The 24,161-nt window shown below is 63.5% G+C and carries 21 protein-coding genes and 1 riboswitch; of the genes, 8 read left to right on the top strand and 13 right to left on the bottom strand.

What is annotated here, in order from left to right; genetic code table 11:
* Positions 1–9: 9 nt before the first annotated feature.
* The 4 genes from lysS to HWE17_RS22145 form a co-directional block, all read right to left on the bottom strand.
* Positions 10–1,539, bottom strand: coding sequence for a lysine--tRNA ligase (gene lysS, locus HWE17_RS22160; RefSeq protein ID WP_176390262.1), 1,530 nt, complete (start codon positions 1,537–1,539; stop codon positions 10–12).
* A gap of 18 nt (positions 1,540–1,557) precedes the next feature.
* Positions 1,558–2,259 (bottom strand): HAD family phosphatase, encoded by a 702-nt coding sequence (locus HWE17_RS22155; protein WP_176390261.1) that lies wholly within the window; start codon positions 2,257–2,259, stop codon positions 1,558–1,560.
* 2 nt (positions 2,260–2,261) lie between these two features.
* Positions 2,262–3,366 (bottom strand): peptide chain release factor 2 gene (gene prfB / locus HWE17_RS22150; protein ID WP_138829122.1). Its coding sequence is split into 2 segments (ribosomal slippage): positions 2,262–3,284 and positions 3,286–3,366, totalling 1,104 coding nucleotides; the frame shifts between segments, so codons are not numbered across the junction.
* Entirely contained in the window at positions 3,283–3,570 is a 288-nt protein-coding gene (locus HWE17_RS22145; protein WP_176390249.1) for a hypothetical protein, read from the bottom strand. Before HWE17_RS22145 ends, prfB begins: the two co-directional genes overlap by 84 nt.
* Between HWE17_RS22145 and HWE17_RS22140 the strand changes: the two genes are divergently transcribed.
* The gene (locus tag HWE17_RS22140) at positions 3,569–5,602 is read left to right on the top strand and encodes a bifunctional 2',3'-cyclic-nucleotide 2'-phosphodiesterase/3'-nucleotidase (RefSeq protein WP_176390260.1); all 2,034 of its coding nucleotides are present in this window, start codon (positions 3,569–3,571) and stop codon (positions 5,600–5,602) included. The two genes, HWE17_RS22145 and HWE17_RS22140, sit on opposite strands and share 2 nt — an antisense overlap.
* Positions 5,599–6,087, top strand: a complete 489-nt coding sequence (locus tag HWE17_RS22135) for a tetratricopeptide repeat protein (RefSeq protein WP_176390259.1) — start codon at positions 5,599–5,601, stop codon at positions 6,085–6,087. Before HWE17_RS22140 ends, HWE17_RS22135 begins: the two co-directional genes overlap by 4 nt.
* Here the strand turns inward: HWE17_RS22135 and HWE17_RS22130 are convergent.
* Both HWE17_RS22130 and HWE17_RS22125 read right to left on the bottom strand, forming a co-directional pair.
* A complete protein-coding gene (locus tag HWE17_RS22130) occupies positions 6,041–6,511 on the bottom strand; it encodes a hypothetical protein (RefSeq protein ID WP_176390258.1) in 471 nt (156 codons plus the stop codon). The genes HWE17_RS22135 and HWE17_RS22130 overlap by 47 nt on opposite strands.
* Before the next feature lie 9 nt (positions 6,512–6,520).
* Positions 6,521–7,417, bottom strand: a complete 897-nt coding sequence (locus HWE17_RS22125) for a hypothetical protein (protein ID WP_176390257.1) — start codon at positions 7,415–7,417, stop codon at positions 6,521–6,523.
* 368 nt (positions 7,418–7,785) lie between these two features.
* On the opposite strand from HWE17_RS22125, the gene HWE17_RS22120 reads away from it, so the two are divergent.
* The 5 genes from HWE17_RS22120 (at position 7,786) to HWE17_RS22100 (ending at position 14,816) form a co-directional block, all read left to right on the top strand.
* Complete coding sequence (locus HWE17_RS22120; RefSeq protein ID WP_035819582.1) at positions 7,786–8,943, top strand: ABC transporter substrate-binding protein; 1,158 nt, start codon at positions 7,786–7,788, stop codon at positions 8,941–8,943.
* Positions 8,944–9,028: 85 nt separating this feature from the next.
* Entirely contained in the window at positions 9,029–9,919 is an 891-nt protein-coding gene (locus HWE17_RS22115; protein WP_035819581.1) for a branched-chain amino acid ABC transporter permease, read from the top strand.
* A 7-nt stretch (positions 9,920–9,926) separates the two neighbouring features.
* Positions 9,927–11,870 carry an ATP-binding cassette domain-containing protein gene (locus HWE17_RS22110; protein ID WP_176390256.1) on the top strand — a complete coding sequence of 648 codons (1,944 nt, stop codon included), beginning with the start codon at positions 9,927–9,929 and terminating at the stop codon, positions 11,868–11,870.
* Positions 11,871–11,880: 10 nt separating this feature from the next.
* A complete protein-coding gene (locus tag HWE17_RS22105) occupies positions 11,881–12,603 on the top strand; it encodes an ABC transporter ATP-binding protein (RefSeq protein WP_099403143.1) in 723 nt (240 codons plus the stop codon).
* An 83-nt stretch (positions 12,604–12,686) separates the two neighbouring features.
* Positions 12,687–14,816 carry a TonB-dependent siderophore receptor gene (locus HWE17_RS22100; RefSeq protein WP_176390255.1) on the top strand — a complete coding sequence of 710 codons (2,130 nt, stop codon included), beginning with the start codon at positions 12,687–12,689 and terminating at the stop codon, positions 14,814–14,816.
* 3 nt (positions 14,817–14,819) lie between these two features.
* On the opposite strand, the gene HWE17_RS22095 is transcribed toward HWE17_RS22100, so the two are convergent.
* The 7 genes from HWE17_RS22095 to HWE17_RS22065 all read right to left on the bottom strand — a co-directional run bounded on the left by HWE17_RS22095 (position 14,820) and on the right by HWE17_RS22065 (position 22,729).
* Positions 14,820–15,140 carry a DUF2288 domain-containing protein gene (locus tag HWE17_RS22095; RefSeq protein ID WP_176390254.1) on the bottom strand — a complete coding sequence of 107 codons (321 nt, stop codon included), beginning with the start codon at positions 15,138–15,140 and terminating at the stop codon, positions 14,820–14,822.
* A 41-nt stretch (positions 15,141–15,181) separates the two neighbouring features.
* Positions 15,182–15,889 carry an RES family NAD+ phosphorylase gene (locus HWE17_RS22090; RefSeq protein ID WP_176390253.1) on the bottom strand — a complete coding sequence of 236 codons (708 nt, stop codon included), beginning with the start codon at positions 15,887–15,889 and terminating at the stop codon, positions 15,182–15,184.
* 2 nt (positions 15,890–15,891) lie between these two features.
* Positions 15,892–16,329, bottom strand: coding sequence for an MbcA/ParS/Xre antitoxin family protein (locus HWE17_RS22085; RefSeq protein WP_035819569.1), 438 nt, complete (start codon positions 16,327–16,329; stop codon positions 15,892–15,894).
* Between the two features lie 141 nt (positions 16,330–16,470).
* Positions 16,471–19,098, bottom strand: coding sequence for a S53 family peptidase (locus tag HWE17_RS22080; RefSeq protein WP_176390252.1), 2,628 nt, complete (start codon positions 19,096–19,098; stop codon positions 16,471–16,473).
* 85 nt (positions 19,099–19,183) lie between these two features.
* Positions 19,184–19,270: riboswitch (cyclic di-GMP riboswitch) on the bottom strand.
* Positions 19,271–19,539: 269 nt separating this feature from the next.
* Positions 19,540–19,953 (bottom strand): fosfomycin resistance glutathione transferase, encoded by a 414-nt coding sequence (fos, locus tag HWE17_RS22075; RefSeq protein WP_176390285.1) that lies wholly within the window; start codon positions 19,951–19,953, stop codon positions 19,540–19,542.
* A gap of 20 nt (positions 19,954–19,973) precedes the next feature.
* Complete coding sequence (recJ, locus tag HWE17_RS22070) at positions 19,974–21,674, bottom strand: single-stranded-DNA-specific exonuclease RecJ (protein ID WP_099403146.1); 1,701 nt, start codon at positions 21,672–21,674, stop codon at positions 19,974–19,976.
* Complete coding sequence (locus tag HWE17_RS22065) at positions 21,671–22,729, bottom strand: hypothetical protein (RefSeq protein WP_176390251.1); 1,059 nt, start codon at positions 22,727–22,729, stop codon at positions 21,671–21,673. Before HWE17_RS22065 ends, recJ begins: the two co-directional genes overlap by 4 nt.
* Before the next feature lie 160 nt (positions 22,730–22,889).
* Here HWE17_RS22065 and HWE17_RS22060 point away from each other — a divergent pair.
* Positions 22,890–24,161, top strand: a 1,272-nt coding sequence (locus HWE17_RS22060) for a lipoprotein-releasing ABC transporter permease subunit (protein ID WP_176390250.1), incomplete at its 3' end; no start/stop codon positions are given.

The raw sequence follows: 24,161 nt of genomic DNA, 5'->3' as shown, positions 1-24,161 counted from the left end.
CGTCCGTGATTAGTCTTCGCGGCGGAGGTGAGGGAACAGCAGGACGTCGCGGATGTTCGGCGAATCCGTGATGATCATCATCAGGCGGTCGATGCCGATGCCGCAGCCACCAGCTGGCGGCATGCCGTATTCCAGCGCGCGGATGTAGTCGGCGTCGTAGAACATCGCCTCTTCATCGCCGGCGTCCTTGGCAGCGACTTGCGCCAGGAAGCGGGCCGACTGGTCTTCCGCATCGTTCAACTCGGAGAAGCCGTTGGCGATCTCGCGGCCCACCATGAACAGCTCGAAGCGTTCGGTGATGCCGGCCACCGTGTCGGAAGCGCGCGCCAGTGGCGACACTTCGACCGGATAGTCGATGATGTAGGTCGGTTCCCACAGCTGCGCTTCAGCCGTTTCTTCGAACAGCGCCAGTTGCAGCGCGCCCAGGCCGGCCGTGGCGAACGGCTTGACGCCGAATTTCTTCAGCTCTTCCTTGATGAAGTCCGCATCGTTCAACTGCTCGGCGGTGTAGCCTGGAGCGTACTTGTTGATCGCTTCGACGATGGTCAGGCGGTGGAACGGTTTTGCCAGATCCAGTTCGCGGCCGCCGTAGGTCAGGGTGGCGGTGCCGTGCGCATCGATGGCGGCCTGGCGGATGACGGCTTCCGTGAAATCCATCAGCCATTTGTAGTCGGTGTAGGCCGCGTAGAATTCCATCATCGTAAATTCCGGGTTGTGACGGATCGACACGCCTTCGTTGCGGAAGTTGCGGTTGATCTCGAACACGCGGTCGAAGCCGCCCACGACCAGGCGCTTCAGGTACAGCTCGGGCGCGATACGCAAATACATTTCCATGTCGAGCGCATTGTGGTGCGTGACGAATGGCTTGGCCGCCGCGCCGCCAGGAATCGTGTGCAGCATCGGCGTTTCCACTTCCATGAACTCGTTCTTTTCCATGAAGCGGCGGATCGACGAGATGGCGGCGGTACGCGCCTTGAAGGTGCGGCGCGTCTCTTCGTTCATGATCAGGTCGACGTAGCGCTGGCGGTACTTGGTTTCTTGATCGGCCAGGCCGTGGAATTTGTCCGGCAGCGGGCGCAGCGACTTGGTGATCAAACGCAGTTCGGTGACCTTGATGGTCAGCTCGTCCGTCTTGGTTTTGAACAGGGTGCCCGTCACGCCCAGAATATCGCCCAGGTCATAGTGGTGCAGGGCGGCCATGGCCGCTTCGCCGGTCAGGTCCAAGGTGGCGTAGATCTGGATGCGGCCATCGGCTTTCGGGCCGGAAGCGTCTTGCAGGGTGGCGAAAGCGGCTTTCTTGCCGGCTTCGCGCTTGAGCATCATGCGGCCGGCCAGCACCACGGTGACAGGTTCGGCTTCCAGCTCTTCGCGCGTCTTGCTGCCGTATTGCGCGTGCAGATCGGCCGCCTTGTGCTCGGGGCGGAAATCGTTCGGGAAGGCGATGCCTTGTTCGCGCAGTGCTGCCAGCTTGACGCGGCGCTCGGCGATGATCTTGTTTTCATCGGGTGCGGCGGCTTGTTCTTGGATATCCGTAGTCATGGTGTTCTTCGTTGGTGATTATTGATGATGTGGCGCCAGCGCAGGCGCCACGCTGGCAAACAGTGCGTCGACGTCGAGTGCGGAGAAATCCGGCACGATGGCAATGACGTTGTCGAAGGCGGCAAATGCTTCGGCCGGCAGGGTGGTGGTGAGTACCACGACGCGCATGCCGGCACGGCGCGCCGCTTCCACGCCCAGGGGCGCGTCTTCAAAGACGATGCAGTTGTGCGGCAGCGCGCCGGCCAGCAGCGCGCCTTTCAGGAAAACGTCCGGGTGCGGCTTGCCCCGTTGCACGTCGGCGGCGCCGACGATGGCGTCGAAGCGGTGGCGCAGATCCAGGCCATCGAGCGTGAACGCGATGTTCTCGGCCGGCGCGGCCGTGCCCACCACCAGCCCGACGCCAGCCTGGCGCGCGCTGGCGATCAGCTGGTCGAAGCCAAGCACTGTCGCCAGGTGCGGGCCATACAGTTCGCGGTAGACGACTTCCTTTTCAGCTAGCAGGGTGACGTGGTCGGCATCCTCGCCCAGGTACTTGGCGATAATTTCATGTCCCTGCCGTCCTGCCGTGTCGCGGAAAAAGGCGTCCGCGTCCAGCGCATGGCCGTGGCGTTCAAAGAACGCCAGCCACGATGTCGTGTGGAAGGCCATGTTGTCGACGATCGTGCCATCCATGTCGAACAGGAAGGCGCGCTTTGCCAATGCCGGAGCGAATGCGTTCATCCTTACACGCCTTGCTTGAGCGAGGCGGAAATGAACTCGTCGATGTCGCCATCGAGCACGCCCTTGGTATTGCCCGTCTCGAAACCGGTGCGCAAGTCCTTGATGCGGGACTGGTCCAGCACGTAGGAGCGGATCTGGTGACCCCAGCCCACGTCCGTTTTCGAGTCTTCCAGCTTTTGCTGTTCGCTCATGCGCTTGCGCAGTTCATGTTCGTACAGTTTCGCTTTCAGCATTTCCATCGCTTCGGCGCGGTTGCGGTGCTGCGAACGGTCGTTTTGGCACTGCACCACGATGCCGGTCGGCGCATGGGTCATGCGGACGGCGGAGTCGGTCTTGTTGATGTGCTGACCACCGGCGCCCGACGCGCGGTAGGTGTCGACGCGGATATCGGCCGGGTTGACGTCGATCTCGATCGAATCGTCGACTTCCGGATACACGAACAGCGACGTAAACGAGGTGTGGCGGCCGTTGGCCGAGTCGAACGGCGACTTGCGCACCAGGCGGTGCACGCCCGTTTCCGTACGCAGGAAGCCGTATGCGTGATCGCCCTCGACCTTCAGGGTGGCCGTCTTGATGCCGGCTACCTCGCCGTCGGACTGCTCCAGGATTTCGACCTTGAAGCCCTTGCGTTCGCAATAGCGCAGGTACTGGCGCAGCAGCATCGAAGCCCAGTCCTGGGCTTCCGTACCGCCGGCGCCGGCCTGGATGTCGATGAAGCAGTTGTTCGGGTCCATCGGATTGTTGAACATCCGGCGGAATTCCATGCTTTCGATGACCTTGCGGATTTCCTGCACGTCCTGCTCGATCGCTTCGAGCGTATCGTCGTCGCCTTCTTCGCGGGCCATGTCGAACAGGTCGCGGGTGTCGCGCAGGTCGGCATCGGCCTTGGCCAGGGTGAAGACGATGGCTTCCAGCGCCTTCTTCTCTTTACCAAGGTCCTGGGCGCGCTTGGGATCGTTCCAGACGGTGGGGTCTTCCAGCTCTTCGTTGACTTGCTCTAGTTTCTCCGACTTGACAGTGAAGTCAAAGATACCTCCGAAGTTCGGCTTCGCGGACCGTCAGGTCGTTCAGCAGGGCGGAGATGATATTGATGCGTTCGGCTTCCATAATGTTCTGGTCTTCTATGGTGAAATCAAACCCTGAATTATACGCGAGCGCGGCGCGTTTCTGATGCCGGCGGCGCCGAATCGATGCCGCACGGGGCAATAAAATGACGATTTTGCTGTATTTGCGACAATATTTTTGCCTTGAAGATGGCTGGCGTGCTGCGTATGATGCTGGCGATATTGTCTTTCCATAGGAATACATCATGCTTCAATCTCCCCGTCTTGCCCTGTTACCGCTGCTGCTGGCCGGCTGCGGTGCCTTGCCGCCCGCCGCCACCGGACCGGTCCACCCGCTGGCCTCCGCGCAGGCAGGCAGCAGCGCCACCCTGGCCCTGCTCGAGACGACGGACTTGCACGCGAATGTGCTCAGTTATGATTACTACAAGCTGCAGGCGGAGCCGTCGATCGGCCTGGAACGCACGGCGGCCCTGATCGCCCAGGCGCGTGCGCAGTTCCCGAACAATCTCCTGCTCGACAACGGCGACACCATCCAGGGCACGGCGCTGGCCGACTACCAGGCATTGGTAAAACCGCTGGCCTGCGACCAGACCCTGGCCATCTACAAGGCGATGAATTTGCTGAAAGTCGACGGCGGCGGCATCGGCAACCATGAATTCAACTACGGCCTGGCGTTTTTGAGCCAGGTGACGGGCAACCAGTTTGACGTCGACAGCGTCGACGCCAGCAAGCCACGCTGCGCCGGCCCCGCATTCCCGCAAGTGCTGGCCAACGTCTACAGCGTCAAGACGGGCAAGCCCCTGTTTGCGCCGTACCACATCATAGCCAAGCAAATCACGGCCACCGGCCCCGATGGTAAGGCAATCACCTCCACCGTGAAGGTCGGCATCATCAGCTTTGCGCCGCCCACCATCATGGCCTGGGACAAGCGCTGGCTGGAGGGCCGCGTCTACACGCAGGGCGTGCGCGAGACGGCGGAAAAATTCATCCCCGAGATGCGCGCCAAGGGCGCCGAACTGGTGGTGGCGATCTCGCACGGCGGCCTCGATGACAGCCCGTACTCGCCGAGCATGGAAAACGGCAATTACTACCTGTCGCAAGTACCGGGCGTGGACGCCATGCTGATCGGCCATTCGCACCAGCTGTTCCCGAACGCGGCCAGCACGGTGCCGCAGTTTAATTTGCCCGGCGTCGACAAGGCCAAGGGATTGGTCAATGGCGTGCCCACCGTGATGGCCAATTTGTGGGGCAAGCACCTGGGCGTGATCGGCCTGCGCCTGCGCCACGACGGGAAGCAGTGGGTCGTCGACAAGAGCGCCACCACGGTGGAAGCGCGCGGCATCCAGAACGCGGACAAGAGCTATGTCGCGCCAGATCCCGCCATCGCCAAGCTGGTGGCCGAGGAACACGCGGCGACGATTGCCTACGTGCAGACGCCGGTCGGCGCCACGGACTTCCGCATGTCGACGTACTTCGCCGACGTGGGCGATGTGAGCGCCATCGAAGTGGTGAACCAGGCGCAAGCGGGCTACCTGGCCGCCTACGTGAAGGCGAATTTGCCGCAATATGCCAGTCTGCCCGTGCTGTCGATGTCGTCCCCGTTCAAGAGCGGCTCGGCCGGCGTGTCCGACTACACGGACGTCAAGGCGGGCAATGTGGCGCTGAATAATGCGGCCGATCTGTATTTGTATCCGAATGCGCTGTATGGCGTGAAGATGAATGGCGCGGACTTGAAAGCCTGGCTGGAACAGTCGGCGCAGCGCTTCAATACCATCGACCCGAACAAGGCAGAAGCGCAGGAACTGGTCAACACGGCCCATCCGAGCTACAACTTCGACGCGATCACCAGCGCCGACGTGCGCTACCAGATCGACGTCACGCAAAAGCCCGGCCAGCGCATCAAGGGCCTCACGTACAAGGGCAAGCCGGTGGGCGCGGCGCAGGAATTTTTGATCGCGACGAATAACTACCGCGCCAGCGGCGGCGGCAACTTCCCTGGCCTCGACGGCAGCAAGACGGTGGTGGCCTCGCCCGACAACAACCGCGAACTCCTGATCGCCTACGTGACCAAGGAAAAGAACCTGACGCGCGCGAAAAACGGCTCGGCGCGCAGCTGGCGATTCGCCAGGGTGGCCACGCAAGGGCCCGTGGTCTTCCATTCGGCGCCGAACGTGATCGACCTGGCCAAAGCGGCCGGCATCGACAACGTCACGCAGCTGAAGCTTGACGATGGTGCGGGCAAGGGTTTTGCGCTGTACCAGCTCGATCTGTCGAAATGATGCTGGCAAACTTGCTGCTCGCCGCCGCGCTGGCCTCGCCCGTGGTGGCGGCACCCGATGTCACGGCCCGGGCCAAGGCCTTGATGCGCGCGGGTGAGGCGTCCCAGCCGCAGGCGCGCACCCTGTTCGAACAGGCGGCTGGGCAGGGCAGCGGTCCGGCCGCGTATTACCTGGGCTTGATGTTCAAGAACGGCATGGGCGGACCGCAGGACAGCGCCGCCGCGCTGCGCTGGCTGGAACTGGCCGCGCAACGGGGCGTGGCGCCGGCCATGTTCATCGTGGCGAACATGCTGCTGGAGAGCGACGAAGCCAGGGCGCGTTACTGGCTTGACGCTGCCTGCGAGCAGGAGCACCCTGAAGCCTTGATGCAAAAAGCCATCGCCACGAAAGAAGGGGCAATGGGCTATGCGCGCAGCGATGCGCAGTCAACGCTGCTGATCAGGATGGCTGAGCATGCGATGGGGCACCGGGGACAGGAGCCTTGATGCCGTCGTTTTTCGATTCCTCCTTGGCCTTGAGCAATGCCTGAAGGTCTTTCGTTGCATCCACCACACCCAGCACGTCTTTTGACAGCAAGGTCGCGGCAACACTGACGACAGCGGCAGCGACGTCAATCGCATGCTTGACGTCTTTTATTTTTTCCAGCGCCGCATTGGCGATATCGATTGCCTGGTCGGCCTGCCTTGCGGCCTCTTGTGCGCCATCTGCGATCATGTCGATGCCGTGCGCCTGGAAACTGGCCACCAGTTCATTGAGGTGGTCTTCGAGTTCCTTCAGTTCCTCTTTTTGCTGAGGGCTCAGTGTCCTGCGTCCCTTGATCCTCCACGCCAGCAGCAAGGTGGAAATCTCGGACAGGTTATTGGCGATTTCGAATGCTTTCAAGGTGGCCTGTTTGTTGATCGTTGCCATAATGTCCTCCTACCAAGTTGCAGATGCAAGGAAGGCCACCTGGAGTTTCAGTTCATCGACGCGCAGGGAGAAATCCTTCAATTGCTGTTGCAGTTGCGCGCTGTCGTCGCGCGATTTGCGAAGGCTGTCGAGGCTTTCCTGGAAGGCCTTGACGGCCCTGGCATAGCTATCAGGAATTTTCGCGCGTTCGCCCAGTTGCTTCTCGTCACGATACAGCCGGACCCTGACGTAATTCGTTGCCAGCGGCTCGGCACGTGCCGTTTCATGCAGGGCCATGTGCAAGACGCTGCTGTCGCGCCGTTCGATCGCGATCCTGTCGCGGTACGCCGCCTGCACATAGGTATTGAGCGCATTGGTGATGATGCCGATTGCCTCTTGCTGGGCGAGTAGTTCATTGATGGCTGATTTCTGTATGTTCTGCGTCAGCAAACGGCTCAGTTGTTCGCTCAGTTTCATGACGATGCTTACCTGCCCCGGGTCGAGCAGCGGCGTACCGCTGCCGGGAACAGGAATGCTGCCCAGAGCGTCGCCGAGGCCGGAAAACTGATCGTGGTAGTCGGCTACCTTGCTGCCGCTCAGATCTTGCAGGGCTTGCGCGTAGCGCGCCAGGACACTGTTCAGCAGCAGTATTTTCTGATTCGAATTGGCGATTTTGTCACAGCCGCGCCTGGCCTGCTGCTCGGCGGCTGCAGGGTCGAAGCCATCGGTGGAAATCAGGTTCCTGCGCAGCTCATTGTTCATGCAGCTGTCCACGGTGGCGTTGGCGATGGGTGGGAAGGCGGCGGTCATTTGCTGGCCCGTCTGCGCAAAGCTGTCGACGGATTTGAAGCTGGCGCAACCGCTGAGCATACTGAGCAGTAGTGCAGCGAGGGAAACGGTGAACGATCTTGTCAGTGGTAGCGCCATAATGCCTCCGGGCAGGTGGTGGTGCAGGAGAGGCCCATGCGGATGCCGGGGCACATCTCACCTTAGCAGTCGACGACGGTTCGGCTTTGCGGTAGATCAAGCAGGCGAGGTGGTGCGTGCTTCAGCGGAAATTGGCACCCGCCTTTCTCCTCGGCGGTCAAGTCATTTCGGGTTTGCTGCATAATTTCCTTACAAAATACTGACAAGATTTCGGCGGAAATGTTGTTTTTTCTATGTTGCGACGCGTCATATGTAGTTGTTGCTGGTGCATGTTTACTCACCTACAATGATTTATCGATGGGGCGGTTATCCAGCGTACGACTATAAAAATAAGTGGCATTAAAAACGTTGTATCAGAGGAGATGACAATGAATTTGAAACAGAAATTGCTCGTGGCAAGTTTGGTTTTGGGTTTCTCGCAGGCGGCGGTCGCAGCCGACCCCATCAAGATCGGCGTGTCCGGTCCGTTCACGGGCGGTTCCGCGCCGATGGGCGTGTCGATGCGCGACGGCGTCAAGCTGGCCGTGGCGGAAATCAATGCCAAGGGTGGCGTGCTGGGCCGCTCCCTGCTGCTGATCGAGCGCGACGACGAAGCGAAGAATGAACGCGGCGTGCAGATCGCCCAGGAACTCATCAACAAGGAAAAGGTCGCCGCCACCGTCGGCTACATCAACACGGGCGTGGCCCTGGCGTCGCAGCGCTTCTACCAGGAAGCGAAGATTCCCGTCATGAACAATGTGGCGACGGGTTCCATCGTCACCAAGCAGTTCGCCGACCAGCCGGAAAACTACGTCTTCCGCAATGCGGCCAATGACACCATTCAGTCCGGCATGATCGTGCATGAGGCGATCGAGAACCGCAAGTTCAAGAAAGTGGCGATCCTGGCCGATTCCACCAACTATGGCCAGCTGGGCCGCGAAGACCTGGAAAAGGCGCTCGACAAGAAGGGCATCAAGCCCGTCGTCGTGGAAAAATACAACATCAAGGACGTCGACATGACGGCCCAGCTGCTGAAAGCCAAGCAGGCGGGCGCGGAAGTCGTGCTGACCTACGGCATCGGCCCGGAACTGGCGCAGATCGCCAACGGCATGGAAAAACTGGGCTGGAAAGTGCCGCTGATCGGCAGCTGGACCCTGGCCATGGGTAACTTCATCGACAACGCGGGCAAGAACGGCAACGGCACGCGCATGCCGCAAACCTTCATCCAGGATGCCAGCACGCCGAAGCGCAAGGCCTTCATCGACGCCTACGTGGCCGCCTACAAGCCATCGGGCGGACGCATGCCATCGGCCGTCTCGGCCGCGCAAGGCTACGATTCCATCTACCTGCTGGCCGCGGCCATCACGCAGGCGGGCGGCACGGATGGCCCGAAAGTGCGCGCCGCGCTGGAAAACCTGAACGAGAAGGTGGAAGGCGCCGTCACCACCTACAACAAGCCATTCAGCAAAACCAACCATGAGGCGATCACGGCCGACCTGACGGTCTTCGGTGAGGTCAAGGACGGCAAAGTCGTCCTCGCGAAATAAGCCTGGCAGACAGTCGCCGCGCAGTGGCCAGCCTTGAGGAATCAGGACTGGCCATTTTTTCATCGTTCGTCTTCCGGGGAATACCATGGAAATCTTCCTGCAGCTCGTCTTCAGCGGCGTCGCGCTGGGCATGATCTATGCCGTCATCGCTTTCGGCTACCAGCTGACCTTTGCCACTTCCGGCACCCTCAATTTCGGCCAGGGCGAATCCCTGATGCTGGGCGCGCTCGTGGGCCTTTCCCTGGTGGGCACCATTCACGGCGGCCCGTACATGAGCTATCTGCTGATGATCCCCATCGTCATCGTCTTCGGCGCCTTGCAGGGCGTGTTCGTCGAATGGATAGGCGTGCGGCCCGCCATCAAGATCAAGTCCGAATTCGGCTGGATCATGTCGACCATCGCGCTGGCCATCATTTTCAAGAACGTGGCGGAAAACATCTGGGGCAAGGATGACCTGATGTTCCCGTCGCCCCTGTCTGCCGCGCCGTTTCAGGTGTTTGGCGCCAATGTGCAGCAGATGCAGGTGGCCGTCATCGTCGGCGCGCTGGCCATCATGCTGGCCGTCGAAGTGTTCAACCGCAAATCGATCTATGGCAAGGCCGTCGTGGCGACAGCCAACGACCGCGACGCGGCCGGTCTGATGGGCATCAACACGGGCATGGTCATCACGTTCTCCTACGCGCTGTCGTCGGCGACGGCCGCCTTTGCGGGCGTGCTGGTGGCGCCGCTGACCTTGACGGGGGCGACCATGGGCGCCTCGCTGGGCTTAAAAGCCTTTGCGGTGGCCATCATCGGCGGCCTGACGTCGGGCGTGGGCGCCATCGTCGGCGGGCTGATACTGGGCATCGCGGAAACGACCACCGGCTATTACATCTCCACCGGCTACAAGGAAGTGCCAGGCCTGCTGCTGTTGCTGCTGGTGCTGGCCATCAAGCCGTCCGGCCTGTTCGGCAAAGCCGCGATCAAGAAAGTCTGAGGACGACATGAACAAGAAAATCACCATGCTGGCATTGAGCGCGGCGGGCCTGGCCGTGCTCGCGCTGTTCCCCATCGTCATCCCGAATCCCTACTATATTCACCTGGCCGAGACCATTCTGATCTACGCCATCCTGCTGTTCGGCCTCGATATCGTCGTCGGCTACACGGGGCAGGTGTCGCTGGGCCATGCGGGCCTGTTCGGCATCGGTTCCTATGTCACGGGTGTGCTGGTGTTCAAGCTGGGCCTGTCGTTCTGGCTGGCCATCCCCGCCAGTATTCTGGGCGCGGCCGTGTTTGGCGCCATCCTGGCCTTGCCGGCCCTGCGCGTGACGGGGCCCTACCTGGCCATGGTGACCCTGGCCTTCGGCACCATCGTGCAAATCCTGATCAATGAAATGAGCTTCCTGACGGAAGGCCCGATGGGCATCAAGATCCACAAGCCCGTGCTGTTCGGCCACAAACTGACGGAAGTGGAGTACTACTACATGGTCGCCGCGCTGCTGGTGATCTCGCTGGTGGTGGTGCACCGCATCCTGAAATCAAACCTGGGCCGCGCGTTCGAAGCCTTGCGCGACAGCCCCATCGCCTCGGACTGCATGGGCGTGTCCGTGTACCGCTATAAAGTCTACGCCTTCGTCATCAGCGCCGGTTTCGCGGGCCTGGCCGGCAGCCTGTATGCGTATTCGGAAGAGTACATCTCTCCCAATACCTACAACTTCGAGCTGACGATCCTGTTCCTGCTGGCCGTCATCATGGGCGGGCGCAAGACGCGTTCCGGCGCGCTGATCGGCGCCATGATCGTCGTCATGCTGCCCAGCCTCTTGTCGGACATCGAATTGTTCCGCAAGATCGCCGTGGCCGCCGCCGTGCTGGGCGTGATCGGTTCCGCCTTCATGCTGGCGAAGAAACGCTCCACCGTGCGCGGTGTGCTCGTGCCCTTGGTGGCCACCATCGGCCTGGCCGCGTATTCGTACAAGCTGGAAAACATGGTCGACTGGCGCCTGACCATCTTCGGCCTGATGACCTTGTTCGTCGTGTACTACCTGCAGGACGGCATCGTCGGCTTTTTGATGAGCTTTATCGGCAAGGGCCGGCGCCATGTGCAAGCCGTCGCTTCGCACGGCGTGGCGCCATTCGACCACGCCCAGGGCGGACAGCAGGGCGCGACCCTGCTGCGCGTGGAGCAGGCCCTGATGCAGTTCGGCGGCCTGAAGGCGCTGAATCAGGTGGACTTGAACGTCACGCAAGGCTCCGTGCACGGCTTGATCGGGCCGAATGGCTCGGGCAAGAGCACGATGATGAACGTGCTGACGGGGATCTACAAGCCGACGGCGGGCAAGGTGGAATTTGCCGGCGCCGTGATCTCCGGCCGCACGCCATCCGAGATCGCGCTGGGCGGCGTGGCGCGCACCTTCCAGAACGTGCAGCTGTTTGGCGAGATGACGGCGACGGAAAACGTGCTGGTGGGCTTGCACAATACTTTCAAGTCGAATGTGCTGGACGTGATGCTGCACACACCGCGTTACAAGCGCGAAGAGGCGGCCGCGCGTGAGCGGGCCGCCAGTATCCTCGAATTCGTCGGCCTGGCGGACCTGGCCAATGAAGAAGCGCGCAATCTGCCGTATGGCAAGCAGCGGCTGCTGGAAATCGGCCGCGCGCTGGGCCTCAACCCGCGTCTGCTGCTGCTCGATGAACCGGCGGCGGGCCTGACGGCGCCCGACATCAAGGAACTGATGGCCATCATCCGCAAGATCCGCGAGCATGGCATCACCATCATCCTGATCGAGCACCACATGGACGTGGTGATGGCCCTGTCGGACGTGGTGACGGTGCTGGACTTCGGCCAGAAGATCGCCGAAGGCGTACCCGCGCTGGTCCAGAGCGACCCGAAAGTGATCGAAGCCTACCTGGGCGGCAGCGCCGAAACCCTGGCGCCAGCGGCGCACTGAGAGGAAGACCATGCTGACCATTAGCAATCTGCACGCCGCCTACGGCAAAGTCGAAGTCCTGCACGGCATTTCGCTCGACGTCCCGAAAGGCAAGCTGGTGACCCTGATCGGCTCGAACGGCGCCGGCAAGACCACCACCATGCGCGCCATTTCCGGCATGCTGAAACCGAAATCCGGCACCGTTACCCTGGGCGGCAAGGACGTCACGGGCCTCGACTCGCACCGCATCGCCCGCGCCGGCCTGGCCCATTCGCCGGAAGGCAGGAGGGTGTTCGCCTCGATGTCGGTGACGGACAACCTGCTGCTGGGCGCCTTCCCCCGCTTTACGCGCTCGCGCCCGAAAGGCGACATCAAGGGCGACCTGGACAAGGCCCTGGAGCTGTTCCCCCGCCTGAAGGAGCGGCGCGACCAGCTGGCCGGAACGCTCTCGGGCGGCGAGCAGCAAATGCTGGCAATGGCCCGCGCCGTGATGCTGAACCCGGAAGTGATACTGCTGGACGAACCGTCGATGGGCCTGGCGCCTATCCTGGTGGAAGAAGTCTTCCGCATCATCACGCGATTGAAGGCCGAAGGCGTGACCATGCTGCTGGTCGAGCAATTCGCCGCCGCCGCCCTGAACGTGGCCGATTACGGCTACGTGCTGGAAAACGGCAGCATTTCCGTGCATGGGCCGGCGGAGAGTCTGAAGACTGATCCGAAGGTGATCGCGGCGTATCTGGGTGGCGGGCATTGAACCTGGCTTGACAATGCGCTTGCTGCGCATTGTCAAATCCTCTACACTGCGCGCTCCCGTACCCGCAGTGTAGAAAAGGCATCATGCGCAGCGCCAGCCCGACTTTCCCTCTCCTTTTTCTGCTCTTGCCGGCCGTTGCCTGCGCCGACGATACGCCGTTGCAGCAAGTTGCCATTTCCGCCGCCAGCGGCGTGCAGCAGCGGCGCGACGACACGGCCGCGAAAATCGTCGTCAGCCGTGACGACCTGGCCCAATATGGCGACAGCAGCCTGGCCGCGACGCTGAAACGCCAGCCCGGCGTCTCCGTCGTCGGCGGCGAGGTGCGCATGCGGGGCCTGGGGGCGGGCTACACGCAGATGCTGATCAACGGCGAGCCCGCGCCACCGGGCTTTTCCATCGAATCGATCGGGCCCGACATGATCGAGCGCATCGAGATTTTGCGCAGCGCGACGGCTGAATACAGCATGCAGGCCGTCGCCGGCAGCATCAATGTGGTCTTGCGCAAGGGCGCCAGCGGCGCCGAGCGCGAATGGAAGCTGGGCGCGGGCCGGCAGGACGGCCGCTGGCAGCCTGCCGCATCCCTGCGCGTGGCGGACAAATTGCCGGGTTTCGCCTATGCGCTGACGGGTGCGCTCGCGCGCACGGCCGACGACGTGGCGGGCAGGACGACTGACACCATGTCCGATGCCGCCGGCGTGCCGCTGGCGCTGCGCGACACGCGCACGCGCAATGCCTCGTCCGTCAACAAGGCCAGCCTGACGCCGCGCCTGCACTGGACCCTGGACAAGGGCGACACCATCACCTGGCAAAGCCTGCTGGACTGGTATCGCACGGGGTTTGACGGCGTGGCCCGCGAAACGACCTTGCTGGGGCAGGCATCGAGCTATCCGCGCAATGGCGCCACCTCGCAAGCGAGCGTGTTTTCAGCGCGCAGCGATGTGAGCTGGTCGCACGCGCTGGGGGCCGCGGGCAAGCTGACGGCCAAACTGGGCGTCAACCACAACCGGCGCGACACGGATTACGCCTTCCATGGCGAGGCGGCCGGTGGCGCGCCCCTGCTGCTGCGCGGCGTGGTCGCCGACGCCATCGACGACAGCGTCAACAGCAGCGGAAAATACCTGGGCCGGCTGGGCGGCGGCCACGCCCTGAGCGTGGGCTGGGACGGCAGCCTGATACGCCGCAGCGAGTCGCGCCGCCAGCGCGACACGTATTTTTCCGGTGGCGCGCCGTATGCGCTCGATGAAGACTACACGGCCGACGTGCGGCGCCTGGCCCTGTTTGCGCAGGATGAATGGGATGTGACGCCGCGCCTGCAAATGTATGCGGGCGTGCGCTGGGAAGGCTTGCAGACGGCGACCGAAGGCCGCACCTTGAGCGAAGTGCGCACGCGTGCCAGCGTCTGGAGTCCCGTGGCGCAGCTGCTGTGGAAGCCGCCGCGGCAGGAGCGCGACCAGCTGCGGCTGGCGCTGGCGCGCACCTACAAGGCGCCCACCACGCGCAACCTGGTGCCGCGCCGCTACACCGTCAACAATGGCAACAGCGCCAACAATCCCGATTTCCAGGGCAATCCCGACCTGCGCCCGGAACTGGCATGGGGGCTGGACGCGGCCTGGGAAAGCTATTTCGGCAAGAGCGGCGTGGCCAGTTTGTCGGCATTCACGCGGCGCATCAGCGATGTCACCGTGCAGCGCCTGTTCCAGCACGATGGCATCTGGACGGCCAGCCCGTTCAACAATGGCACGGCCACGGTGCGCGGCATTGAAATGGATGTGAAGTTCCCCGTGCGGACCTGGTGGGAGCAGGCGCCCGATGTCGACGTGCGCGCCAATGCGGGGCGCAACTGGTCGCGCGTCGCCGCCGTACCGGGTCCTGGCAACCGCCTGGCCAGCCAGGTGCCGGCCACGTTCAACCTGGGGCTCGATTACCGGCGCTCGCCGATGCTGAGCATGGGCGGCAATCTGCACGTGCAGACGGGCGGGCTGGCGCGGCTCGATGCGCACGCCAGCAGCCATGCGGGCGTGCGGCGCACTCTGGATGCGTATGCGCTGTGGCAGCCGGACGCGAAAACGCGCGTGCGCCTGTCGGCGGCCAACCTGCTGCACCGGCAGCAGGTGCAAGGAGAATCCTATGTGGATGGGGAGGGCCGCAGCGACAGCGTGATGACCCTCGACAGCAGCGCTGCGCTACGCTTGATGTTCGAACGCAGCCTGTAAGCATCAGTGCCTGGTCGGTTTTTCCTGCTGCACCAGAATGAACGGGCTGACGACGGCGGCCCACAGGCATGCGTCGGCGGCCTGCCAGTCCAGCGCCTGCTGGTCGGAGACTTTGGCCACTTTGCCATCGGCCATCCATTGCGTGATCGTGGCCTTGTCGTCGTGCGAGATGCGCACGGCCACTTCGACCAGGTCCAGTTCATTGGCGACCCAGACGACGTTGCCCTGGGCGAAGTGCTTTTCCAGTTCGCTCCAGGCCAGGCGGGCCGTTTCGCTGTTCACTTTGAGGCGCAGTTCGGTGTCTTTTTCAGGATTGGTTTGCATGTGAGATCAGGTTGCGGTGAGTCGGTGCCGATGCGCGCGGTTTATTTGCCTGGGACGGCTTCCACCTGCGGTATTGGCGTACCCCGCCATGTTAACCGATAGGCGGCGCCTTTGCGAACATTGCCCACGAGGGCGGGGCGAAAGCAGGCCAGGTTGGTGCCGCCCGCCAGCCGGGTGCTGGGGAAGATGACGCCCATGGAGCCGGCTTCGAGCAGGATGGCGGCCAGGTCTTGCGAGGCGATGTAGCTGGCCGGATCGAGGCAAGCCTGATAGCGCTCCTGGCCGCGCAAGTCGTGGAAGCTGGCGGAAAAATCGGCCAGCAGCGACTGGTAGCTGACGCTGTCGTCGAAATAATCGATTTCCTGGTATTCCACGGTCTTGTGGAAAATGATCTCGGCCAGCGCCGTTTTCATGTCGAAGGCGCAGTACCAGGCGCCCCGTTCGCCATCGTTGAAACGCGCCCCTTCCGGCCGGGCATAGGTGTAGGCGGCGTTGATGATGCGAAAATGCGGCACGCCAAAAACCAGCTCGTCCACGCCAATTCCTGGCGCGCCGCCGTACTCGGCCACCAGGCGCGCATTCGTCGCGTTATCGAGCTCGAACAGCTCGCGCAGGTGCGCGTCGTCCTCGGCCAGCGGCGCCAGCACGGAGTCTTCCATGTCGGCGAAGCGCGACGGGATCAGGCGGCACGTGTCGATCTGGCGCAAGGCGGCCAGCGGCGGCAGGTGGGTAGGCGGGACGGCAGGCACGATTACAGTCCTCCGCGGCGCGCGTCAAGCAGCTTGCGCACCGTCTGCATGGCCAGCAAGCCGCCGGCCAGCATTTGCGACAGGGGCGTGCGGCCGCCGAAGATCGGGTTTTTGTTGGGCAAGCTGACCCATTCGTCGGCCAGTTTGTCGCCATACAGGATGTGCAAGGCTTTATAAATGCCCAGCAAATAGGAAATGCGCGTGATGCGGTCCACTTCCAGCACGCGGTCCGGGTGCTTCTTCCACTCGTACCAGGCGCTGCTGGACAGGCCGCCCAGCAATTCGCGCGCATCGTCGTCGCGCAGTTTCCAGGCGGATGCCAGCTTGAAAAACCCCTTCAATGCCGCCTGCGACAATCGCTCGCGCTCGGCTTTGGCGTTCAGGTCGACGAGCACGGCCGGCTCGAAGCGGCTTTTGGGGTAGGCGTAAGCGAGATTCATGATATGTCCTTCGATAAAACTCTGTTTAAGGACTATTTATACTCCTTTTCAGGATTCGTTGCAACGGCCGCGCGCATGCAAAACGGGGCGCGCCAGGACATGTGTCCCGGTGCGCCCCGTTGGCGGGCGGGCTGCGCGAGCTTATCTGGCCGTGACGATGACGGGCACGTTCAGCTGCGCCGTCAAGCCATGATTGTCCAGCGCCACGACCTTCAGCGTGTAGCTGCCCGTCACCGGCAGGGGCCAGCGGGCCGTGATGGTCATGCCGCTCATGGAAAACTGCATGCCCAGCGGCGCGCCGATGATGGAGATCCACAGCGCGTTCGCGCCCGGCGCCGTCAGCACGATGCTGCCGCTCATGGCCTTACCGGCCACGCCCGTCATGGCGGCGGCGCTGATCGTGGGACCGGCGGCGGCGATTTTTACCGTCGCCACGGCCTGGCCCGTCAAGCCCGTCTTGCTGTCTTTGGCGATGACCGTCACGCTGTAGCTACCCAGCACGGGACTGGCCCAGCTGACGACGCCGGCGGCGTTGATGCTCATGCCGGACGGCGCGCCCAGCATGCTGTAGCTGACGGGGTTGGGCGCCACCGTCGTGGCCGTGAACGACAGGGCCACGCCCGGCTTGCCGCTGACGCTGGACACTGTCACCACGGGCGGCAGCGGGGCGGCGATGGCCACCGTGTACAGGCCTTTGCCGCTTAAGCCAGTCTTGCTGTCCTTGGCCGTGACGGTGACGGCATAGGTGCCGGCCACGGGCGCGGCCCAGCTCACCAGCCCGGCGCTGCTGATGCTCATGCCGGCCGGCGCGCCGGCGAGCGTGTAGCTGACGGGATTGGGGGCGGAGACGCTGACATTGAACGCCAGTGCCGTGCCTACCTTGCCCGTGATGGCGCCGGTGCCGACGACGGGCGGCGCGACGGGGGTGATCACGATGGCGTACACGCCCTGGCCACTGAGACCGCTGACGCTATCCCTGGCCACCATGGTCACGGCATACGTGCCGGCGATGGGATTGGCCCAGCTGACCACGCCCGTGGCGGCGATGCTCATGCCGGCCGGCGCGCCCAGCATGCTGTAGCTGAGGGGATTGCTTGCGCTGGCCGAGACGGTGAAGGACAGCGGCTTGCCGGCCGCGCCGCTGATGCTGGCCGGCGCCACCACGGGGGCTGTTGGCGCGATCTGCGTGCCCGACAGGCTGGCCAGCAGGCTTTTCACGTTGGGTGTGCCCAGGCCGCCCAGCGGGTCGTAGCCGACCCTGGCCGTGCACACGCCGCAAGTGCCGTTGCTGCCGCGCGTGATGTCGGCAAAGCTGCTGGCAAAGGTTCCGGGCACGCTGGCGATCTGGCCGTACAGCATGCCGTGCGCCAGGCCGAGCGCCGTCTTCGCCTGCAGCGCGCGGCTGGCGTTGGCGATGGCGATCAGGCCGGCCCATTGCGGCGTGGACAGGCTGGTGCCGCCGATGCTGAGCCAGCTGGCGGTGCTGCTACCCGGTGTCATCACGGCCGTGTACTGGCCCGTGGCGGGGTCGGCATTGAAGGCCACGTCGGCCACGTTGCGCCGCAGCAGGTTGGTCAGGCCGGGCACGCTGGCCGTCTGGTAAGCGGGCAGTGCCGTGTAGGCGCTGATGCCGCCGCCCGTGCCGGACCAGGCCGTTTCGCTGCGCATGCCGCTGCCGCTGTAGCTGAGCGTGGTGCCGCCCACGGCCAGCACGTTGGACGATACGGAAGGCCAGGACACGCCGCTGCCCGAGTCGCCCGTGGCGGCCAGGTAGCTCATGTTCTTGCCCGTGAAGGCGCTGTCGACGGAAGTCGTCCAGTTGCCCTCGGCGGCGCCAAAGCTCATCGACACGACGCCAGGCCCCATCAGGTTGGCCAGGCGCACGGCGCCCAGCAGGCTGTTGATGGACGCGTCGGGCGCCTCGATCAGCACGATGCGCGCCAGCGGCGCCGTGGCATGCGCCCACTGCACGTCGAGCGCGATTTCCATGGCCCAGCCCGAGTTATAGGCGGGCGCGGTGGCCGTCATGGTGCTCGACGGCGTGTTGTAGACAACGGAAAATTCACAGCCGCTGAGCGGGGCCGGCGGCAAGGGCAAAGTGGCATTCGTGGCGATGGCCTTGGTGGTGCAGCCTGGCAAACCGAATTTCTGGTTGAAGATGGCCAGTTCGGCCGCCGCGTTCGGGTTGTGCATGGCGTCGACGATGTAGATCGTCTGCCCCGCGCCCAGCTGGGCCGCCTGGGCTGGCGTCAGCGCCGTGCCCGCCGCCGGCAGGGCGGGCAGGTCGTAGGCGGCGCGGATTTGCGCGGGAGAATAGGTCGCCACCACGCTGCTGCCGGCCATGGGCGCGGCGACGTCGCTCGCGCCGCTACCATCGAGCAATGGCGCGATGTCCTGCGCCGCCTGTTCCGCGACGGCGATTCTTTGCGCCGTCAGGCGGCGCGTGGTCATTTCCCCCATGGCGCCGGGCACGCGCTGCAAGTGCGGCCGCCAGTGCGCCGAGCCGCTGCTGTTGGCGCTGTCGCGCCCGTCAGGCGTATCGAGCAGGGCCGGGGCCGCATGGAACATCGGTTGCACCACCAGCGCGCCGACGGCGTCCGGAATGACGGGCACCTCGACGGTGAACTGTGTCGCGGCCGTGGCGATGGCGGCAGGCGGCGTTGATGCCGGCGTCTCCTGGCCGGGGCCGCACGCGGCCAGCAGGATGGCGGCCGTGGCGCCCAGCAGCAGGCGCCCGTGACGGTGGTGCGGGGGAATGATTTTTTTCATGGCGAAACTCTCCGAGTTGGGCGAGGGCCACATCTCGACAATGCATCCAGGCTGGTGCCGCGCGCTGGCGGCTCCGGTCCTGCACATTGGCAGCCCCGCTGCCGTGGCGCTTGCGCGCGGTAGGCCGGTGGCTTTGCGTCCCCGCCTTTCGACGGGTTTGCCCTCAAAACTGATCATGCATCATTGGGAATTTCCTGATGCGTCATCAATTTTAGCGAATTTGCCAAATAAGTGTTAACTATTTTCAATCAATATTTTTATTTTTGCAATGAAATGTGGCTTATTTGCCTGTTGTTGAGTGAAATATTGTCAGCTTTGTTAAGTCTTAAAAGCAAGATTATCAGGGGCGTACCGATACGCGACAGTGTTTTTTCACGGTGCTTGTTTTTTTTGAGGAATAATGAATTTAACGAATTTATTGAATATTCGATGTGGACAGCTTCAATCCTCGAACACCATGCCCTGGTACGGCGCTGCGCGGCAGGCCGCCAGCCGCTGCGCCAGACTGCCCGTATGGGCTTCCAGCTGGTGGCCGTCCGGATCGAGAAAATACAGGGAATTGCCGGCGCTGCGGTTTTGCTGCCATTCGGGCACGCCAGCGGCGCGCAGGCGGGCGGCAAAGGCGGGGAAGTCGTGCTGGGAAATGGAAAACGCGTAATGCGTGTAGGCCGGGCTGGCCAGCGCAGCCGTGCCTTGCCCGTCCAGCGACAGGCACAGCCACAAATCCCTGGCCGACAGATACGCGCCCCTGTCCCAGCGGGCATGCAGGCGCAGGCCCAGCATGTCGCGGTAAAAGGCGACGCTGCGCGCCAGATCGCGCACGGACAGGGTGAGGTGGTTCAGACCGGTCAACATGGTGTTGCTTTCAGGTGCCATCAGACAGGTTCCGCGTGCTCCACCATCAGCTGAACTTTCGTGGTGCCATTGTATTCATTCGCATCAAGCCGGAACGCCACCCGCGTGCGTTCGCCCAAGGCGTCCGTATGCCCGAACCAGATGGCATCGAAGCGCACGCCGTTCTTTTCCAGCAGCAGTTTCAAGTGGCGTTCTTTTAAGATGCGCTGGCTGACGACGCGGAATTCATCGCAGAAGACGGGCGGGGCGAAGCCCTGGCCCCACACCTGGCCATCCATCAGCTCGATGAAGGCCGTCGTGTAATACGCGTCTTCCAGCGGGCCGTCCGTTTCCACGACTCTTTCCAGCTGTTGCTGGCTGAGCCAGGCCTGGCCCACGGCTTCGAAAGCCTTGGAAAAGGCGTCGAAAGCGTCGGCGCGAATGGTCAAGCCGGCCGCCATGGCGTGGCCGCCGAACTTGTCGATCAGGCTGGGCGCCCGTTTCGACACGAGGTCGAGCGCGTCGCGCAAGTGAAAACCGGGAATCGAGCGTCCGGAACCCTTGATCCAGCCGTCCGCGCCGGGCGCGAACGTGATGGTCGGGCGGTAGAATTTTTCCTTAAGGCGCGAGGCCACGATGCCGATCACGCCCTGGTGCCACGATTCATCGAACACGCTGATGGTGCTGCTGTTGGCCGGTTCGAAATCATCGAGGTGCAGCAGGGCCGTGTCCTGCATTTCCGCTTCGATCTCGCGCCGCTTCAGATTGATGTCGTTCAATTGCTGCGCCAGCGCCCAGGCGCGGCCTTCGTCGTCCGTGACCAGGCATTCGATGCCCAGTGACATGTCTTGCAGGCGGCCGGCCGCATTCAGGCGCGGCCCCAGGGCAAAGCCCAGGTCGAACGGCGTGGCGCTGCGCGCTTCGCGCCCCGCCACGCGAAAGAGCGCCGCCACGCCCGCGTGCATATTGCCCTTGCGCATGCGTTTGAGACCTTGCGCGACGAGGATGCGGTTGTTCGTATCGAGGCGCACCACGTCGGCCACCGTGCCCAGCGCCACCAGGTCGAGCAGGTTTTGCAGGGGCGGCTGGGTTTTCTGGTCGTAAATCCCCCTTTGGCGCATTTCCGCGCGCAGGGCCAGCAAGACGTAGAACACGACGCCCACGCCCGCCAGGTGCTTCGACGGAAAACCGCAGGCGGGCTGGTTCGGGTTGACGATGACGGCCGCGTCGGGCAGGGTGTCGGCCGGTAAGTGGTGGTCGGTGACAACCACCTGGATGCCGCGCCGGTTCGCTTCGGCCACGCCATCGATGCTGGCGATGCCGTTGTCGACGGTGATGATGATGTCGGGCGACTTTTCGCGGGCCGTCAGTTCGACGATTTCCGGCGTCAGGCCGTAGCCGTACTCAAAACGGTTGGGTACGATGAAATCGACGTCGGCGCCCATGGCGCGCAAGCCGCGGATGGCCACGGCGCAAGCGGTGGCGCCGTCGCAATCGTAGTCGGCCACGATGACCATGCGCTTCTTGGCGGCAATGGCGTCGGCCAGGAAAACGCCGGCCGCGCCGATGTGCAGCAGGCCGGACGGCGGCATCAGGGCCGCCAGTTCGCTCGACAGTTCTGCCGCGTCGGACAGGCCGCGCGACGCGTACAGGCGGGCCAGCACAGGGTGGATGCCGCCCTGGCGCAGCAATTCGGATTCGCGGTAGGGGCAGGGACGGGTGGCGATGCGGGTACGGGTCATGATGCTTTCAACTTGTTCAGGGTAATCGCGCGCCAGAATTTGCGCTGCGCATGCTTGCTGGTGGTGCAGTCCAGCCAGGCGTCGCGGTGGCTCAGCACCAGGCGCAGCTGGCCCAGGCGGCCATCCTTGACGGCCGCCAGCAGGGGCGCGAACCAGTCCGCTTCCAGCGCTTGCAACTGCTGCAGCCACATGCCCCATTCCTGGGCTTGCGCCGCTTCGGTCAAGCCGCCCAGCACGACAATCGCGTCCTGTTGGCTTGCCAGCACACTGTTTGGACTGGCATCGCGCTGCGCCGGTTCCGCCAGCGCGGCCAGCCAGCCCGGTACGTCTTTGGTATGCAGGCTGGACGCGCAGCGCGCCGGTGCAGATGCCGCCGTGGCCAGGCTGGCGCCCCAGATCCAGAAAGAATTGATGGCTTTCAAGCCCCGCTCTTCGCGCGCCGCATTGACGGGATGTTCATGCCACAGCATCTGCACTTCGTTTTGCAGGCGGCGCGCGGCGCGCGCATGTTCGCCTTCCGGCATCCACACGGACAGGTCTTGCGTGGTGGCGGCGTCCGGCGTGGCGCACTGCAAGTCGAACCAGCCATCGGCGCGCATGAACCAGGTGCCCGCGTCGCCATACGACAGGGGCTGGCCGATCTCGTCGAAATACGGGCGCGCCGTGTCGAACAAGGTGCGGCCATCGGCCTCGCTCAGCTTGAGCTGGCGCAAGTCTTCCAGGCTGATATGGCTGCGGGCGATGGCCAGGTGGGCCGGGTGCAGCAGGAAGTAGCGCGCGCCCGGTTCCGGCACCAGGCCGTAGCCGCGCATGGCCTGGGCCGCGAAGGCCGATTGCGCCGCCTCGCCGTTGGGCGCGGGCGACAGGGTCAATGCATGGGCCAGCCACGCTTCGTGCGGCAGCAGCCGGTTGGCGTTGTCAAAAGTTTCTAAATTGCAATTTGAGGTGCGCGACAGCAGGGCCGCCAGGGCGGGCGCCTGCAAGACCTTGAGCAGGTCGGCAGCCAGCTCGGCATTGGGCAAGGCGAAGGGTAGGACGAGGGTAAGTTGATTCATCCCGAGATTGTAGGCGATTGTGGCGCTGGAGGAGTAGTTCCCGCGGTTTTTCCCTAGCCGCCGGGTGCGGAAAAATGGCGCCACGGTGATGTGTTTCGCGCATGAAATACCATTTGTGTGGCACACTGCGCGCTCGCATATCACGTTGTCGCGGGAGCGCATGAGCATCATCAAACAATTTCCTTTCGAGTGGCAGGTCGGCGTGCGCTATACGCGCGCCGGGAAACGCAGTGGCCGCAACAGCTTCATTTCCTTCATTTCCCTCATTTCCGTGGCCGGCATCGGCCTGGGCGTGGCCGCCCTGATCGTCGTCCTCTCCGTCATGAACGGCTTCCAGAAGGAAGTCACGGACCGTTTGATGTCGGTGCTGGCCCACGTCGAGGTGTTCGATACGAGCGGCTCCATGCCGAACTGGCAGGCGCAGGAGCGCGCCGCCTACGCCAACCCGCAAGTGAAAGCCGTGTCGCCGTTCGTGGAAACCCAGGGCATGCTGCTCAACGACGAAACCATGCGGCCATCCGTCGTGCGCGGCGTGCTGCCGCAGCAGGAAGCCACCGTCTCCAGCGTGGCCAGCCAGATGAAGCAGGGCAGTTTCAAGGAATTGACGCCAGGCTCGTACAACATCGTGCTGGGCATCGACCTGGCCAAGGCGCTCGACGTGAAAGTGGGGCAGAACGTCACCCTGATGCTGGAACGCGAGCCGAGGGCGGGCGACCCGGCCACTGGCATCGTCATGCCGCGCATGCGCGCGCTCAATGTATCTGGCATCTTCGAGGCGGGCCACAATGAACTCGATGGCAGCCTGGCGTTTGTGAACATGCAGGACGCCGAGCAGCTGCTGCAGCTCGACGGCCCGTCCGGCCTGCGGCTGCGGCTGCACGACATGAACCAGGCGCCGCAGGTGGCGCGCGAACTCAAGGCGTCGATGCCTGGCCAGCTGTGGATGCGCGACTGGTCGCGCGCCAGTGCCAGCTGGTATGCGCTGGTGCAAAGCCAGAAGAACATGATGTTCATCATCCTCAGCATGATCATCGCCGTGGCCGCGTTCAACCTGGTCTCGACCCTGGTCATGTCGGTCACCGACAAGCAGGCCGACATCGCCATTTTGCGCACCCTGGGCGCCTCGCCGTTCTCCATCATGAAGATTTTCATGATCCAGGGCGCGCTGGTCGGCTTGCTGGGGAGTGCTTTGGGCGTCATCGGCGGCGTCGTGCTGGCGCTGAACGTGGGCGTCATCGTGCCTTTCATCGAAGGCATCTTCGGCTTGCACTTCATCTCCAAGGAAATCTACCAGATCAGCGCCGTGCCGTCGGACGTCCATTGGCTGGACGTGGCGCAGATCGGCCTGATCGCCTTTGGCCTGGCGCTGGTGGCGACCATCTACCCGAGCTGGCGCGCCGCGCGTGTCAAGCCGGCCGAGGCGCTGCGGTAT

Source organism: Janthinobacterium sp. BJB401 (genome assembly GCF_013372745.1).
Classification (GTDB): Bacteria; Pseudomonadota; Gammaproteobacteria; order Burkholderiales; family Burkholderiaceae_D; genus Janthinobacterium; species Janthinobacterium rivuli.
The sequence above is the reverse complement of the archived record's forward strand: the minus strand, read 5'-3'. Positions and strand labels throughout refer to the sequence as shown.